At 31.7% G+C, this 17,272-nt stretch carries 13 protein-coding genes; 2 read left to right on the top strand and 11 right to left on the bottom strand.

What is annotated here, in order from left to right; translation table 11 throughout:
- Positions 1 to 65: 65 nt before the first annotated feature.
- A protein-coding gene (locus ACPWTF_RS10090; RefSeq protein WP_427872395.1) for an IS3 family transposase occupies positions 66 to 1,426 on the bottom strand; the annotation gives its coding sequence in 2 pieces (ribosomal slippage) (positions 66 to 943 and positions 943 to 1,426; 1,362 coding nt in all).
- Positions 1,427 to 1,721: 295 nt separating this feature from the next.
- Here ACPWTF_RS10090 and ACPWTF_RS10085 point away from each other — a divergent pair.
- Complete coding sequence (locus ACPWTF_RS10085) at positions 1,722 to 2,156, top strand: YMGG-like glycine zipper-containing protein (protein ID WP_379801309.1); 435 nt, start codon at positions 1,722 to 1,724, stop codon at positions 2,154 to 2,156.
- Positions 2,157 to 2,239: 83 nt separating this feature from the next.
- On the opposite strand, the gene ACPWTF_RS10080 is transcribed toward ACPWTF_RS10085, so the two are convergent.
- The 3 genes from ACPWTF_RS10080 to ACPWTF_RS10070 form a co-directional block, all read right to left on the bottom strand.
- On the bottom strand, positions 2,240 to 2,812 hold the full coding sequence (locus tag ACPWTF_RS10080) for a hypothetical protein (protein ID WP_427875336.1): 573 nt from the start codon (positions 2,810 to 2,812) through the stop codon (positions 2,240 to 2,242).
- 169 nt (positions 2,813 to 2,981) lie between these two features.
- Positions 2,982 to 4,778 (bottom strand): hypothetical protein, encoded by a 1,797-nt coding sequence (locus ACPWTF_RS10075; RefSeq protein ID WP_427875335.1) that lies wholly within the window; start codon positions 4,776 to 4,778, stop codon positions 2,982 to 2,984.
- Between the two features lie 372 nt (positions 4,779 to 5,150).
- Positions 5,151 to 6,707 (bottom strand): hypothetical protein, encoded by a 1,557-nt coding sequence (locus ACPWTF_RS10070; protein WP_427875334.1) that lies wholly within the window; start codon positions 6,705 to 6,707, stop codon positions 5,151 to 5,153.
- Between the two features lie 116 nt (positions 6,708 to 6,823).
- Between ACPWTF_RS10070 and ACPWTF_RS10065 the strand changes: the two genes are divergently transcribed.
- Positions 6,824 to 9,214: a penicillin acylase family protein gene (locus tag ACPWTF_RS10065; protein ID WP_427875333.1), complete on the top strand. Its 2,391-nt coding sequence runs from the start codon at positions 6,824 to 6,826 to the stop codon at positions 9,212 to 9,214.
- 344 nt (positions 9,215 to 9,558) lie between these two features.
- Here ACPWTF_RS10065 and ACPWTF_RS10060 read toward each other — a convergent pair whose 3' ends face one another.
- The 7 genes from ACPWTF_RS10060 to ACPWTF_RS10030 form a co-directional block, all read right to left on the bottom strand.
- Positions 9,559 to 10,002 (bottom strand): hypothetical protein, encoded by a 444-nt coding sequence (locus ACPWTF_RS10060; protein ID WP_250835036.1) that lies wholly within the window; start codon positions 10,000 to 10,002, stop codon positions 9,559 to 9,561.
- A 157-nt stretch (positions 10,003 to 10,159) separates the two neighbouring features.
- Entirely contained in the window at positions 10,160 to 11,608 is a 1,449-nt protein-coding gene (locus ACPWTF_RS10055; RefSeq protein WP_427875332.1) for a serine hydrolase, read from the bottom strand.
- A 323-nt stretch (positions 11,609 to 11,931) separates the two neighbouring features.
- Positions 11,932 to 13,443, bottom strand: a complete 1,512-nt coding sequence (locus ACPWTF_RS10050; protein WP_427875331.1) for a serine hydrolase — start codon at positions 13,441 to 13,443, stop codon at positions 11,932 to 11,934.
- Between the two features lie 78 nt (positions 13,444 to 13,521).
- Positions 13,522 to 14,310: a helix-turn-helix domain-containing protein gene (locus ACPWTF_RS10045; RefSeq protein WP_427875330.1), complete on the bottom strand. Its 789-nt coding sequence runs from the start codon at positions 14,308 to 14,310 to the stop codon at positions 13,522 to 13,524.
- A gap of 48 nt (positions 14,311 to 14,358) precedes the next feature.
- Complete coding sequence (locus ACPWTF_RS10040; protein WP_427875329.1) at positions 14,359 to 15,045, bottom strand: hypothetical protein; 687 nt, start codon at positions 15,043 to 15,045, stop codon at positions 14,359 to 14,361.
- A 93-nt stretch (positions 15,046 to 15,138) separates the two neighbouring features.
- A complete protein-coding gene (locus tag ACPWTF_RS10035; RefSeq protein WP_427875328.1) occupies positions 15,139 to 15,969 on the bottom strand; it encodes an alpha/beta fold hydrolase in 831 nt (276 codons plus the stop codon).
- A gap of 175 nt (positions 15,970 to 16,144) precedes the next feature.
- Positions 16,145 to 17,239 (bottom strand): hypothetical protein, encoded by a 1,095-nt coding sequence (locus tag ACPWTF_RS10030; RefSeq protein ID WP_427875327.1) that lies wholly within the window; start codon positions 17,237 to 17,239, stop codon positions 16,145 to 16,147.
- Positions 17,240 to 17,272 lie beyond the last annotated feature (33 nt).

Below are 17,272 nucleotides of genomic sequence, written 5' to 3'. Positions count from 1 at the left end.
AAGTTAAGAGGGCTAGCCAAACAAGTATATTTAGACTGCACCCAAAAGTTTAGACAAATTAATAATTAAGTTTTATAATAATGAGCTCGATATTGTATCGGGCTCATTGCTTTTAGATTAAGTTTTATTCTGTCATTATTATAATAATTAATATACTCAATAATCTCCTGTTTTAATTGACCAATGGAACTGTATTTTTTAAGATAAAACAACTCTGATTTTAATGTTCCAAAGAAGTTTTCAATAATTGCATTGTCAAGACAATTTCCTTTTCTGGACATACTCTGTTTAATTCCTTTTTCTTTTAATAAGCATTGGTACTGTTTCATTTGATACTGCCATCCTTGATCAGAGTGCAGCGTTAAATTAGTATTGTCGGGTATTTTCTTAAATGCTTTTTCAAGCATCACGGCTACCTGATTAAATACAGGTCTTTCAGCCAGTTCATAACTAACTATTTCTCCATTAAACAAATCAATTATTGGTGATAAATATAATTTTTTTCCTGAGACGTTAAATTCAGTTATATCGGTCGCCCATTTTTGATTAGGCACTGATGCTTTAAAGTTTCTGCTCAGAATATTTGGGGCAATCCTGCCTTGTTCTCCTTTATAGGATTTATATTTTTTAACTCTGATCAGGCTTTTTAATCCCAACGATTTCATTAGCCTTAAAACTGTTTTATGATTGATGATTATCCCTTGAAGCTTTAACTCACTAGTGATCCTCCTGTATCCGTAACGCCCCTTATGCTTAGAATAAATTGATTTTATAAGTTCTTTTACTTTTTTGTATTTATCAGCTGTTTTACTCTGTTTTTGATAATAATAAAAACTGCTGCGCGCCACATTACTGCAATTTAAAAGTAATTTTAAATCATAGCGATGCCTTAATTCCATTATGACTTGCGATTTTTGGCTTTTTCTTCGGCTTGAATTAAGGCTTGTAACTTTTTTAGATAATCAATTTCACAGCGTAATGCTTCATTCTCCAACAGAAGTTCTTCTTCCCTGGTTAAAGGTTTTTCAGATTTACTTTTTTTATCTTTAAAATCACTCATAGATTTTGGTCTCCCTTTTGGTTTTAGTTTTAATCCTTCTAAACCAAAATTAGCAAAATCTTTTTTCCATTTAATGATAATTGAATCCGAAGGAATGTTAAATCGCAAACGAGCTTCTCTTAAAGATAATGAATCCCTGCAAATTGACTTTAAAACCTTTAATTTAAAACCAATCGGATAAACCTGATTTTTTCGTGACATTAAACCTGCCCTTCCATATTCCCTGTAAAAACTGACCCATTTGCGTATATTAGATTTGCTGGTTCCTTTCTCGCTAGATGCTAATGCAAATGAATAATGTTTAACAACTACTAATTCTACACACTCAAGTTTGAATTCATAGCTGTGCTTGACTTTTCTTTCCATAAAAATGCCCCCAAATAGCGTCTAACTTTTTGGGGGCAGTGCAATTTTGGTTAAAGCCTTTTTCTTTTGATGACTTTTTCATCCAAGTTTTAGCTGAATGCTATTAAACTTAAAAATAAAAACTTTGCGCCTTCGCGACTTTGCGAGCATCAATCATTCAGCTTGAAAAATAAAAAACAGCGAGAAACAAACATCAAATCTTCAAATCTTATAAACTTTTCAAAAAATTCTGTAATAATTATTATAGCAGATATTAAGTACTTTGTGATGTATAATTTTTTTAAAACTTATAATCATGAAAGGCTTATATATTTTATTGACCGTATTATTTTTAACTTCTTGTCAACAACAAAACAAAGAAGATATAAATAAAGCTAAACAAGCCAGCATTGATTCAATGAAAGTTGAGATTAACAAACAGCGTGTTATCGATTCGATGAAGACTGAAATGGCAAAATTAAACGAGGAAAAGATCGAAGCTCAAAAGGAGAAAGTTGTCGTAGTGCATCAACAAGCCGCTGCTACAACAACAGCTGCTGCACCAGCAAAAAAGAAAGGTTGGAGTGCAACTGCTAAGGGTGCTGTAATTGGTGCTGGAGTAGGAGCAGCAACTGGCGCAATTGTCAGTAAGAAAAAAGGCGAAGGAGCTGTTATTGGTGGTTTAGCTGGAGCAGCATTAGGAACTGGAACAGGAGCTGTTATTGACAGTAAAAACAAAAAGAAAGAATAGTTATCATTTGTATAACTAGATATAAAAAATGGCGAACAATTTATTTGTTTGCCATTTTTAGTTTATTAAAGAATTTTAAAGTTTTAATTTACCGATTCATATTCCCTATTGCAACAATCAACAAAATTAAAAAAAGCTAAATTATTATTGTTATAACACAATTTCATATAAGAGCTGTCAGGGAATTCATAAACATCCCATACCATTCCAAAACCTATTGAGCCTGTATTAGGGCCAATTAAATTTACTACTTTGTTATATGTCATTCCTTCTTTTACTTTACAGAAGTCATTTATAGATATTGTTCTATTTTTTTGGTTTGGTTCACTAGGAAGAATACCTGTTTTTGCAGTAGATGGAATAGAGGTTTGATTCGATTTTAATTGATATTCTCTTTTACAAGGATCAATAAAAAGTATTTTATTCAGTTTGTCGTTTTTATAGATTAGTTTCATTTTGCATTCATAATCTAAATTGTAGATAAAATTTGATTTTGATTTTTCTTGCGGTTTGCCAATAAATTTTTCTATATCGGCACGTTTTGTTCCAATATTAATTTTACAAAAATCTTTAATCTTTAAATTATCTTTAGCAAAACAACTCATCAGAGAGAATAATACAAATGTTAAACTAGCGGTTATAGTTTTTTTAAACATGGTTCTTGATGTTTTATCAATATAATAATTTCAAGTTAAGTTTGTATGTTGGAATTTAAATGACATTTAATTCTGATTTATAAAAAAACGAATTGAATTTTATTTTCTATATTTTTATTGAAAAATGAAAACAAACCCCAAATTAGTATCTAATTTGGGGTTTTCAATTTTAAACCAACTCTGAAACGGGAATTTTAATACCAACTAATTCTGATTTACAAGAATCGAGTTGATCAAGATGACCCTTAAAGACTGACGTCGATTCAAATAAATTTTTATAATACTCAATTCCATCTAACAGATTAGATTTAAAAGAATTCCATTTTTTAAGCTGAGCTGCTGTAAGTTCTCCAGAAATAGATTGAATTTCATTTCTAAAATAAGTAATATACATTTTAAGCTCTTTTATAAACAAGTTTGGGCGCTCAGTTCTAATGATCGATTTTCCTTGATAAATATGCTGAATCATATCTTTTAAAGAAACTTCCTGATCAAAATAAGCTAAGTTTGGTTCAGGGCAAATTACTACCCCTTGTGCCTGACCTTTTATTTTAATGTCATTTTCTAGATAAGAAGCATTGGCCAAACCGACACAAAGACATGATTTTTCGGTGATTTTGATTTTGCTTTTCTTAAATTCATCAATAGATATCGTATCTTTTTTTGCTTCTAATTCTTCCAGTTTAATATCCTGATATTTTTTTGAAGCCGTGCAAATTCCATGTGGGTCGTATTCTTTGCTTAAAGCTAAAAATTTCTTCGGACAAGAACTTCCTGCTTTGTTTTCCTGAATTCGCTTTTGCTTTAAAAATTCATTTGTAGTTCCTTTCAAAGTATTAAAAGGAACTCCCAAAGGAGAAATATTGCTTAAATAAAAATCATCTTCTTTGGCATTCATCAGTAGATTACGAGTTTCTTTATCGACAGATGTCGCTTCTGGAACTAATAAAAATGGCGAACCCCAACCTACAGAATCAACATTATATTCGTCTAATAAAAACTCATGTTCTGCTGCAGTTCCAACGCCGCCTTGAACGGTAATTTTTAATTCTAACGGATTTTCAGGAATAGGTTGATTTTTTGCCTGTAAGGCCTTAATCATTAAATCGTGGGCCGATTGTACCAATTGTTCTTTTTTCTGCTTGAATTCTTCTAAAATCGTGCCCAATAAGAGTCCGTCGGTTGCAAAGGCATGTCCGCCGCAGTTTAATCCCGATTCTATTCGGTATTCTGAAACCCAAAGCCCTTTTTTAGCCAAGAAATTTCCTTGTATCATAGCCGATCTAAAATCACTTACTTTTAAGATAATTTTCTTTTTCAGTTCGTTATTTTCATTTGGAAAAAAATCTTTGAAGTTTTCGAAGTAGCCAAACAATCTCGGATTCATTCCAGCAGAAAGCACTACAGAAGATTCTAGATTACTTTTGGCAAAACCTCTTAAAGCGGCATGTGCGTCATTAAACTCAATTGGAAGCTGTTCGTTTTTGACAAAATTATCTTTGTCCAATTTGGTCATAATGTTAACGTCGATTTCTCCTGGAAAAAGATTGGTTTCAATATAATTTTGGATGTTCTCTTTAAAAGCAATTCCGTCATCCAATAAATTCTGAAATCCTTTTTTAATATCAGAAGTATTCGGCAGCATTGACATAAAGTTTTCTAAAGCCGTTTTACTTTCTGCCAATTCTGTTTTAAAATTTTCGAATTTCTCTTTTACAATTTTATCGACTAAATTTAAATAAGAGGTAATTCTTTCAGCGCGGTAGTCGTGAAATTTTTGAGTGATTTCTTCGTAAGGAATATTGAATTTTGTGCTGTAAAAATTACGCATCTTCTCAATCAGATCATCGTCTGCCAAAGCAACAACAGATGAAATTCCGTACTGCGCTACTCGAATCGGACTGTCTATGGTATAAGCCAATCCCATTACTGGAATATGAAAAGTATGCAGATTATTTTTTGTCATTTGTATTCGGATTAAAATAGGAACAAATGAAGAAAAATAAATTTTCCTAAAACCTGATAATTGTCAGGTTTGAAAGTAAAGTTTTTGCGCCACGACTCTAGCGACAGCTAACAGGCGAAGCAATTCACGGTTTTTATTTAAAATGATTAGATTAAAAATATTTCTACGAATTGTAAAAAAATATAGCCCGCGGTTTCAACCGCGGGGAATGTATTGTGAGAATGTGTTATAGAAATGCGTTGAGGAAAATTTTTGTAGAAATTCGTTGCGTTCCTGCGGTTGAAACTGCAGGCTATGTTGCCAGAAAGATTGAAAAAATAATTAGTGAATTGCTTCGCCTATTCGGTGTCGCTCGAGTCGTGGCATAAAAAACTAAATCAAAATCTTCTTCAAGGATTCTGCAATGCTTCTCCACAAAAGATTGTAGAACGATCGATCTTGAAGGCGTTCAACTTCGACTTCGGCGGTTTTGGGTTTTTCTTTCGAATCGTTTTTGACTAATAAATTAGCAACTGCTGTTTTGAGTTTGGATTCTTTTTCAGGATTTTTCTTTTGGTATAATTTTACTTTCAGATCTTCATAATCCAATGAAGCATTTCCTTTCGATCCGTTGTCGTTTCCGTAGAAATTAAAACGGTATTTATTGAAAGTTCCGGTAAAAGTACTGTTGATGTAGGGTTTAGTGAATCTTGTCATAGCTCCAACATCAAAATTTGAAATCACGCCTTGAATATGAAATCCGTCACTTTTGTCCAGAACATTAAAACGCCAATCGACATCAAGCGGAGAATTCTTCATGAAAATACATTTGACTTTAATTTTTACATCATCCGTTTTTTTCAAACCAAAACCGCTTCGCAAATTTGTTGCTTGTAAATTGAATTTGTCAAAAGTTAGCATTCCTGGCCCTTTGGCAAAATCAAGTTCTTCTTCATAAACCAATTTTGATTTTAAAACCTGCAGTGTATCAATTTGAAGTGGGAATTTTAGATTTCGCAATAAATGATTATAAAGATATTTTTTGCTTGGATCGTCTTTTACCATTTTTCCGCGGTAAATATTAGCATCAAAATGATTAATCACCAGCGAATTGGCTTTAAAATAAAAACGGTCGTTTTTAAAACCCCAATCCATTTTTTCAACCTGCGCCGAGTCAAATTTTAAATTGTAAATATCCTTTTCTTTTTCAAGACGTTTTGTAAATTCTCTTCGGCTAAACTGAGGAAGATTAGAGAAATTATTAATCTTTAAGAAATTCTTTTCGGTACTTATTTTTCCAATGTTGATATGATAGAAACCATTTGGTCTGTAAAATAAACTGTCACAAACCAAAGCATAGCTTTTATATTGAAGCGGAATTTTTTCTTTTAATGTAGCATCAGTAATTAAAATGCCTTCCAGTTTTAAAAGGATTTTTTTAATGCTGAAAATCGGCTTTTCCGTATCTAGAGAAACCACATCGACCGTTCCGTCGTTCAGGTAAATATTGGAAACGGCTATAATTTTACGGAATGGATCTACAATTTCGGTTTTAATACTTTTGCTATTATTTATAAGCTTCTCTCCTTTTTTGTATAAAATAACACGAGGTTTATTGATAATGATACTTTCTGCTTGAATAATATCGCGAAACGCCAAATCCCAGATATTAAAATGTTTGATGGTAATAGATTCAATTTTAGCAAAAAGCCCATTTTTACTGTCTTTAGGTTCGTTCTTCGGACTTACAAGCAAAGTCTGTGCATTAATATTTCTGGAAAAAAGAGAAACTTCAATTTTTTCATAATTAATATTATATGCGGTTTTATTTTTTTCGTGAATAATGATTGGAAGCTGTTTTTTGATCCAGTAATTCAGCCCGATGTTGGCAAGAATTACAAGTGCAAGAAGAGAAATTACGACAATCGCTATTTTTTTATATACAGACATTTATAGGATTAATTTTAAATACATAAATTTAGACTTTTAAAGACTTTTGTCTCTTATAAGATTTTGAAGAAAAGTTATATTATTACGAATTTCATCTTTTTTTACTTTTTTAGAATATGAGAATAATTAAAAAAATCCTGCTGGCATTATTAGTGCTTATTGTAATTCTTGCGATTGGTTTGTGCGCTTATATTTTTCATCTAAAACCAAAATATGAAGGCTCAGTACAATTAAATAATCTGGAAAAGGAAACCACAGTCTATTTTGATGATTTTGGAGTGCCACATATTTATGCAGATTCTGAAAAAGATGCCATGACTGCGCTTGGTTATGTACACGCGCAGGAAAGATTATGGCAGATGGAATTGTTACGCCGAATTGCGCCTGGACGTTTGTCTGAAATCTTTGGAGGTGTTGCGCTTAAAAATGATAAATTTTTTGCTGGAATTGGAATCGAAGAAGCTTCGGCGAAAGCCATTGCCAAATTGGATAAAAACAGCGAAAGTTATAAACTCACTCAAGCTTATCTGGATGGAATTAATCAATATCTGGAGGAGGGCGCTACGCCTATAGAATTTACTTTGGTTGGTGTAAAAAAACAAAAGTTCACCATAAAAGACGTTTATAATATTTTTGGCTACATGTCTTTCAGTTTTGCCATGGCGCAGAAAACAGATCCTTTAGTAACTGATATTAAAAATAAATATGGAGCCACTTATTTGAAAGATTTAGGCATTGAAGGAGAATTCAATAATACGAAAATCAAAATTTCAAAAGAGAAGACTGAAGAATATACCGAGATTTCAAAATCTATAACAGCAATGCTAGATCAGTCTCCGATTCCTCCATTTGTTGGAAGTAACAGTTGGGTTGTTGGGCCACATAAATCGAAAACAGGAAAGGTTATTTTTGCAAATGATCCGCATATCGGATTTTCACAACCGGCAACTTGGTACGAAGCACATATTGTAACGCCACAACAGGAATTATATGGGTGTTATTTGGCTGGAACTCCATTTCCACTTTTGGCACACAATAGAAATTATGCCTATGGTTTAACGATGTTTGAAAATGATGATATCGATTTTTACCAAGAAAAAAATAAAGCAGACGATGCTTCTCAATACCAGACTCCAGCAGGTTTCAGTAAATACGAAATCAGAAAAAAGACAATAAAAGTAAAAGATTCTTCAGATGTTGTCTTGACAGTTAAGATTACACGTCATGGTTCAGTTATGAATGATTTTATAGATCGTTTAGAAAAGAAAAATCCAATTGCAATGTCTTGGACTTATACCAGAGAGCCAATCCAGATTCTAGACGCGGCTTATGGACTTTCGCATGCCAAAAACACTACTGACTTTAAAAAAGCAGTTTCTTTAATTGCAGCGCCAGGATTAAACGTTATGTATGGCGATGCTAAAGGAAATGTGGCTTGGTGGGCGAGCGGGAAATTATACCGACATAATGAAGGCGTTAACACGCATTTAATTTTAGACGGTTCAAGCGGAAAAGATGATATCGCCAAATTTTTAGATTTTGAAGAAAACCCGTCGGCTGAAAATCCAGAATGGGGATATGTGTATTCTGCCAATAATCAGCCAGAAGCTATAGATAATGATTATTTATATCCTGGATATTATTTGCCAGAAGATCGCGCCAAAAGAATTTCTGGGATTTTAGATGCAAAATCAGATTGGGATAAAGAAGCTATCAGTAAAATGATTTATGATAATACTTCGGATGTTGCAGTTGAAGTTTCGAAAAATTTAATAGCAAGTTTAAATAATAAGTCACTTTCTAATAATGAAAAAGAAGTTTTAAACGTTTTAAAATCTTGGAAAGGAACAACAAATATTGAAGATGTTGCGCCAACTATTTACAACAAATGGATTTATTTGTATTTGAAAAATACGTTTGAAGACGAAATGGGCAAGGATAACTTCAATTTGTTTTTGGGAATTTCTTTAGGAAAACAAGTTATTGCCAATCAGATAAAAAATGAAAATTCGGTTTGGTGGGATAATATCAAAACAAAAAATGTAAAAGAAACCAGAACAGACGTTGTTTCAAAATCTTTTCATGATGCTGTTGTTGCCTTGCAGAATCAGTTAGGAGAAAATGTGTCAGAATGGAATTGGGGAAAAGTACATACGGTAGAACACGAGCATCCATTAGGAAAAGTCAAAGCGCTTCGCGGATTGTTTAATGTTGGGCCTTTTAATTCTCCAGGTTCAAATGAAGTAATCAATAATTTATTCTTCGGATTTAATGATGAAGGAAAGTATTACACGAAAGGCGAACCTTCAACAAGAAGAATTGTCGATTTTGCAGATATAGAAAACAGCTGGAGTATTTTGCCAACAGGACAATCTGGAAATCCTTTCAGTAAACATTACGACGATCAAGCCGAAATGTACAACGCAGGAAAGTTCAGAAAAATGAAATTGAACAAAGAAGAGATTATAAAGACTTCGACGAAACTGATTTTGAAACCTAAGAAGTAGCTTTTTTGTTTTAGGTTTTAAGTTTCAAGTTTCAGGTTTCAAGTTGCACCTTTGTCAAAGTATAGAGCTTAAGTGTAAGGAACTTTGATAAAAAAAATATAATGAAGTTGGTTTGTGCATTTTTGTGATTTGAGAAATGACAAACGATAAGTTAATTTAATTCCTATCTTCAAATAGAGCCAGTGGTTTCAACCACGGGAACACAATACGAAGCATGATAATATTGCATCCCCGTGGTTGAAACCACGGGCTATGTTTAATTAATTTGCATGTAAAAAATGAAAAAGATGTTGTGAATCAAAACACTTTGAACCTTTGTCCCTTTGTAACTTTAACTCTGCACCTTACTTAGAAATATACTTCCCAAGCACAATATCATTTGCAAAAATGTTCAAATTATTAATTAGAACTTTATTGTTGGTCATCACATTTTGGGTTTGATAAGCTGGGTCTTTTTCATAGGCTTTTAATAAAGTTTCTAGTTCAACTTCGTCAAATACAACAAAACTGTTATAAATCGCATCTCTAAAATTTTTGTAATTAATGGTTTGAGTAATTTCCATTGCCTTTTGGTCATTCCAACCTTCTTTTGCAGAAGCCTCATTTATTTTTGAAAGGCAAAAATCGATAACATAATTTTTATACCGAGTTGCTTCAACAATTTTATCGATTATGATTTTGTTCTGCTGACTTGGCATCAACGGCTGATTGCTTTGAGATAAAGATTTAGAAGAAATAAAAAGACACAGGAACGCAACCAGAAAATGGTGTTGGTTTAAATTTTTCATAGGTTATTCAATTTTTGGGTAAGGCTAAAATACTATTTTTAAAAAATAATTTCCCAATTTTGAATGTCCCAAGTTGTAACAAAAAACTCCGATAAAACAACTGCTAGAGCTATTGTATCGGAGCCATTTTAAGAATTTAATCTAGAATATGCTGACTTTATTTTTTAGAAAGTTCTTCTAAAACTTTTTTTCCACCTTCATTTGTAGGATCCAATTCCACCGATTTCTTGTAGTTCGCAATGGCCAGTTTTTTATCTCCATCAGCCAAATAAGCTTCACCTAAACTATCATAAACATTTCCAGATTTTGGAAAAGTCTCAACGTTGATTTTGAAAACTTCGATAGCTTCTTTCTTTTTTCCAGTTTGAAGCAATTGATATCCAACTCTGTTCATATCGCCTTCTTTAATGGCATAAGTTGGATCGTTTTTTAGCTTTTTGTAAGTTTCTGTTCCTGCTACTGCACCTTTTTCGTTATAGACATCCAATAGATCAAGAGCTAGGGATTTCTTTGGCTGATTAAAAGGCTGATTGTATAATATTGAACGTATTGCAGTATTCATTTCTCCCAAAACAGTTCCTCCAGTATTATTCAATAAAACCACAAGATTTTTGTCTTTCGGAATACGAGAAATAATAGTATTAAATCCGTTGATACCGCCGCCATGTTCAATAACAGTTAGTTTATCATTTCCGTTTGGCACTTCGTAAGTTGACCATCCGTATCCATAAAAACCATTCCATGCTTTAATGTAAGGTTTGAACAAAGATTCCATAGATTTTTCAGAAAGCAATTTATTGGTATAAAGCGCCTGATCCCACAAATACAAATCTTCTACAGTAGAATACAAAGATCCTGCAGCGTAAGGAATACTCATATCAATATAGGCCGCATTTACAATTTTCTTCCCTTGTTTTTCATAACCAGCAGCTCTGTTTTTTAGAATTATGTCACTGTGATCGTAACCAGAGTTAACCATTTTTAAAGGAGTGAAAATAGTTTCTTGTAAATTCTGCTCATATGTTTTGCCTGTAATTTTTTCGATAATATACCCCAATAAAAAATAACCCGAATTACTGTAGTTGAATTTTTCGCCTGGAGTAAATTCAAGTGGCAAACTAGAAAATGTCTTTACAAAAGCTTCTGGAGCATAAGGATTTCTTGCTTTATCTTTAAAGAAGTTTGGCGCGCTGGTATAATTTGGAATTCCAGAAGTATGAGTCAATAAATGATGAATGGTGATTTTATCACCGTTTTCTTTTGGATAGTCAGGAAGATAAGTGGTAATAGGCACATCTAGTTTTATTTTTCCCTCTTCTGCCAATTTTACGATCAAAAGAGCAGTAAACTGTTTGCTGATAGAACCCAATCTGAATTTGGTATCAGGTTGATTATGAATATTCCATTCCATGTTGGCAGAACCAAAACCTTTTTTGAAAATTACTTTTCCGTTTTCCGCCACCAAAGCCGAACCGTTAAATTGTCCGTATTCGTTGTATTTGTTTAAAAGCTGTTCGATTTGCTGTGCTTTATCTTGAGCAAATGTGCTAAATGACGAAAGCTGAAAAGCGACAAAAAGCACAATAAGTTTGATTGATTTTTTCATAGTGGATTGATTATGGTTTAGATTAATGAAATTTGTTTTTGATTGATGATTGAAACTTCTTGAATGAAATAAACAGATGTTCTAAAAGGTTAGACGATTGATTTACGATTTGGTTTCAAGATTAATCCAAAATTTTTATTTTTTTTCGGATATAAAAAAGTAGAGCACAGACCTTTTACTTAAAAAGTAGGCCTATGCTCATAACTAACAAATATTTTTAGTGCTATTAAGCAGTTAAAATTTTACTTATGTATACTAATAAAAGGATAAATAATTTGAACATGTTACTCAGATTAAAGTTAATATCTGATGGGTGATAGCAATTATTTGGTTTCGATATCGACTATTTTTCTGCCGTTTTCTCCTAGATAATGAACAACTATATTTTCATAAACTTTGTAGCCATCGTCAACATTGGTAAAAATGATTAAACCTTGTTTCGTTTTTGGAAGCAGAATAAAAATAGTCTGAACACCTTTATCCGCTCCGCCGTGCGAAAGCGCATAATTTTCGTTTCCTAAATCATAGATTTCAAAACCCAAGCCAAAATATTTGTTTTTTTTCGTCTGGACTTGATGCGAAATCATATCGTCAAAAACCTTTTTGCTTAATCCTTCGCTGTTCATTACAATAGATAAAAATTTGCCGTAATCTTCAACTGTAGTCAAAAGATCGTCTGCAGCGCTTGCGGTTTTATTTTTAGTTGGGTCATAAGCATTTCCGTCTTTGTCATAATTAACGGCATATCTCGAAAGATCAACTTTGTCATTCCATATAAATTGAGAATCGTTCATCTTTAAAGGATCAAAAACTAATTCTGAAGCCAATTGATCTAATGTTTTGTGAAATTTTTTCTCTAGTGCTTTTCGTAGATATTCAAAACCTTCTCCAGAATATTGGTATTGCGTTCCAGGTTTAAATTTGAAATCTAATTTTTTAGATTCATTAAAATCCCTCCAATTCGGAAAGCCAGTTTGATGGCTTAAAATAATTCTAGTCGTCAATAATTTATGATTTGGATCTTTAGCAATATCTGGATCAATCCAATATTGATCAAGCGGTTCGTCTAAATTCCATTTTCCTTGCGAAACCAATTTCAAAGCAACAATTGCAGTTACTGGTTTGGTTAGCGAAGCAACATTCCAAATCGTGTTATAAGGCGCGGGAACATCGCGTTTCAGATTACCAAAAGTTTTTATTTGCTTGAGTTTTCCATCCGAAATAATTCCTATTCCTAAAGTAGGAACATTATTTTCTTTTAGCCATTTTTCTGTTACTTGATCATTGTCAAAAAGATCAGATAAGCCCGCCGTAGAACTAGTCATTTGATGATTATAGCTTAACGATCTTGCCAATTTCCACTCTTTATTTTTTAAGAGCCAAAGATGCGTGAATTTAGCGAAGCTTCCTGCTTGTTCAGCATTGCCAGCAGAAGTTTCATAAAAGCGATGCGTTCCCATTTGAATTGCGCCGTATAAAATGCCATTTTTAAATAACGGATAAATTTCTGTACTTCCAGAAATTAATTCTCTGCGATAATTATATTTTCTAGTTGGAGAACAAATGCCACTTTTAAAAGTCTTCAGAAATCTCGCTTTATCCGAAACACTGTCTTTGTCATGATAAAACTCAAAATCTTCAGTATATAAATTTTCGAATTGTTTCACATCGCAAGTATTAAAACCTATATCAAATAAAAGACTGTCTTTTGACATAATAGTTTTATACAAAGTAGAGGTTTTTTCTTCTTGAGAAAAAACCATTTGTATTTGAAAGAGTAAAATTCCAACTAAAATAGTTTTTAATTGAAACAAAAGGGGATTGATGATTTTCATTTTGATGATTGATTGATGATTATTGATTCTGCAAGAATACTTCAATCAAAAGTACCAAAATTGTATAAAAGCGAAATTTTATCTTTTTTGCGAAAGAAAATACAAATCAGGATTGAACATTTTTGGAGTTGTTTTGGTCACATCTTTAAACTTTCTGATAAAATGCGATTGATCGAAATATTTATTATAAAGTGCAATTTCGGTTAAACTCATTTTCTCTAAATCGGCGTTCAGCATTTGATCGACCGATTTTCTGAATTTTAAAATCTGAATGTATTTTTTAATCGTAAGTCCAGTCGCGGTTTTAAATTTTATTTGAAGTAAACGCTGCGAAGAATGCAGCAACTTTCCTATTTCAGAAACCGAAATTTCATCTTCGCGAAGTCTTATAATCTCGCAGATTTTTTCAATTATATTTTGATGCGAATCTGCTAATGCTTCAAAGTAAGTATTAATTGTTTTTAATAGTATTTCAATATCAAATTGAATCTCTACTTTAAAAGGCAATTCGGCTGAATTAATTTTAATAATCGAATCTGTAAAATTGCTCAAATCGTATTTTGGTAACAGAGAAAGCGTCCAGGTATGAAGCTGGATTATGGTAACTTTTGCTTTCGGCTGAATATTAACGAGCACTTTATTAGTCATTTGAGAGCAGAAATAAATACCTTCGTTCATTTCGTATTTGTTTTTACTCGTATGAACTTCGATTGCATTTCCGCTCACAATTGCCAGATTAAAACAGCCATTTGGCAAAACCAGTTTATTTTCAATCAGGCTTTCGCCGATGCTATTATCGAGACACCAAATTTTATTGACAAACCTTTCGGATTTTTGGCTGACGTAATGTTCGGAGTAAAGATTCATCGATTAAATTAATTATGTTGTTTTTTTAAAGAATTTGAAAGATCGAAATTATTCCTCTTTAAATGTCAAATTTGCTGCATTTATCTTTAAAGAGTTTACTAATTCTTTAAAAGAATCGAGATATTGTTTAAATTCAGTATTATCTTTTGCAGACAAAACAGCTGTTATAATGGTCGTTTTAGATTCAATAACGAGCAAAACTTCTTCTTTAGAATCTGGATATACATAACTTACAGCTTTATAGCGTCCAGTTAGAAAATTATCTTTTTTTAAATTTTCGAATTTAAGTTCTAATTCGCTAATTTTTATTTCTGGAATCTCACTTTTTAGACTTCCATTATTCCCTTCAATCCATAAATTTAAATCAGGAGAAGTTTCGTAATCCAATCCGTAAACATACATATACGTATTGTCGCTGACATTTTTTTCATCAGGTTTTATTAAAAATGGAATTTCATTGGTTTCTACCTGAAGCCAGTTTTTAGGAATATTGAGAATTACTAAATGTTTATAACCGGTCAACATTTTTGTTTGTGCAGAAATATTGAAAGAAGTTAGAATAAAGAATAGAATTATGTAGATTTTGCCTTTCATGATTTTTAAACGAATGATAGATTTAGTGTAAGCGAATGTATTATTTTTTCTATTAAACAGTTTAATTAGATTTAAAAGAAAATCGAAATATGATGCTTTTTTGTAAGCTTCAAAATGTAATGTCAATAAAAGGTTTTTCATTTTATAAAGTAAAACCTAATTAGAACTGCCAAAAGAATAGAAAAGGTTAATTAATTCAACAAGAAACCCAGCTTTTATGGCTGGGTTTTTAGTTTATTTCTTTCCTGTAAATATATTAACCGTTGATGTTTTCTTAAACGGGTCATTAAAAAAACTCGTAACAATTAAATTGAATAATTCTGGTTTTTCATAAGCTCCAAAATGTGTTGCGCCTGGCATTACAAAAAAGTTCGAATTTGGAATATTATCAAATATTTCTATAGAATGTTCTAGTCTAATAGCATCTCGATCTCCTGACATTATCAACACAGGGCATGTTATTTTCTGTAGATCCTTCTTAGAAATATTAGGCTGTTTTGCCAATAAAGTATATAAGTTTTTTGTGTGAGGATCTTTCGTGGCTTTTAAGGTGTCTAAAACCAATTGATCAATTTCGCTGTAAACTGCTTTTTTTCCAGGATATAAATTAGCTCCAAAAACAGCAACTTTTTCTGTTTTGTCCGGATGATGGATAGCAAGTAATAAACCTAAGATTCCACCATCGCTTTGTCCCCAGATGTAAGCATTTTTTATTTTTAACGAATCAAGTAAAGCGCTCACATCATCTGCCATTTCGTTATAATTCAATTGCTTGTTAGAAGGATCAATAGATTTTCCGTGCCCTCTGCTGTCAATAGCAATAACCTGAAATTGCTTTTTAAAATATTCAATTCTTTTGCTGTGGCCTTTAATAGAACCGCCATTGCCATGAAGTAAAACCAAAGGTTTTCCGGTTCCATAAATTTCGTAGTACATTTTAAAGCCGTTAATTTCTTTATAATTTCCAGCTTCCTTGCTGTTGCCATATTTTATTGGTTCTGTTTGAGCATAAATAGCTGCTGCAGATAAAAAGGCCATTAATAGTAAAAGAATTGATTTTTTCATGGTTTTGATTGATTAGTGTGAAATGGATTAAAAAGTAAGACGCGCAATTGTTCAATTTGTTTCATTTTAATACAATCTAATTGGAAAGAGAATGATGATTAGTAAAAGTTCAATTCAATTAAAAACCCCAGCTTTATGGCTGGGGTATGTTTTTTATTCTTTAAATAATCGTGTGCTACTTTAATAATGTAATGGTGTAATTGTCTTTATTGTATTTGTCGCTAACAATTAATTTTGTGTCTAACTCAGAAATCGTTATTTGTAAACTATTTGTAGTTACGTTTACTTCGTTTAAAATTTTATTAGTGCTGACCGATTTACTGTTTTTTAAAACTAGTTTAGTACCTTCATTAGAAAAATTTAGTATTAGATTTTTATTCTTAAAATCTAATTTAATTTCAATCGAATTAACTGGAAATGAATGTTCTTCATTTAGAATATTTAGATATTGATTAGGCACTTTTAGAAAGCAACTTTTGTTTGTATTGATAAGAATTTTTTGTTGCAAAACGTCATCAACAGATTCTGTAATATTTTTAGAAAATAATTTACTTAAATTTTCAAAAGTCTTTTTGTCATCAGTTTTCTCTAGTACAAAAGTATTAAAGAGCACTTGGTGAAACTCTTCGTCAAATTGGTCTTTTAAAGATTCAGTTATTTTTTCAATTTTTTCATCAGTATTTAGTTCTTCCTCTTCTCCAAAAACCTCTTTAGGCGAAGGATTATCAAGTTTATATTTACCGTTTATTTTTTTTAGAAAGAGCGAAAATCTTTTTTCAAAAGAAGGCTCAACAAATAAATTAGTCAAAATCTGCTTTACGATTTCCTTATCCGAATACTCATTGATTTCAGTCGCTAGATTAAAATAAGAGAAAGCAGAAAAGGTATTTTTGTCTAAAATAAACTCAGGTTTATATTTTAAATAATCAAAAGAATAATCAACATATAATGTGTGCTCTTTTAAAGTTTTTTTAGTTTTAAAATCTAGAAAATAAAGCGATAATCCATTTGTATATGGCAATTCATAATTTAAATCTGATGTAGACTTTAATTTAAATTGATAATTCGAACTGTAAGTATTATTGCCGCCAACAATCAAATCATAAATAAGGATGTCAGAACATAATTTGTCAATAAACATTTTAGCTCTTTTCATCTCCGCAGGAAAATTGTCTTCTATATCATATACGCTTTTGAGCGTGTTTTGAGAGTTTATAGAAATGGAAAAAAAGAATATGAATAATCCAAGCATTAATTTTCTAAAAGTCATTGGGATTTAGTTATGTTAAAAGTCAAAAATAGT

Origin of the sequence: Flavobacterium sp. MMS24-S5, assembly GCF_050320125.1 — a bacterium.
Lineage (GTDB): Bacteria > Bacteroidota > Bacteroidia > Flavobacteriales > Flavobacteriaceae > Flavobacterium > Flavobacterium tyrosinilyticum.
This window is presented reverse-complemented; position numbering and strand designations above follow the sequence as displayed.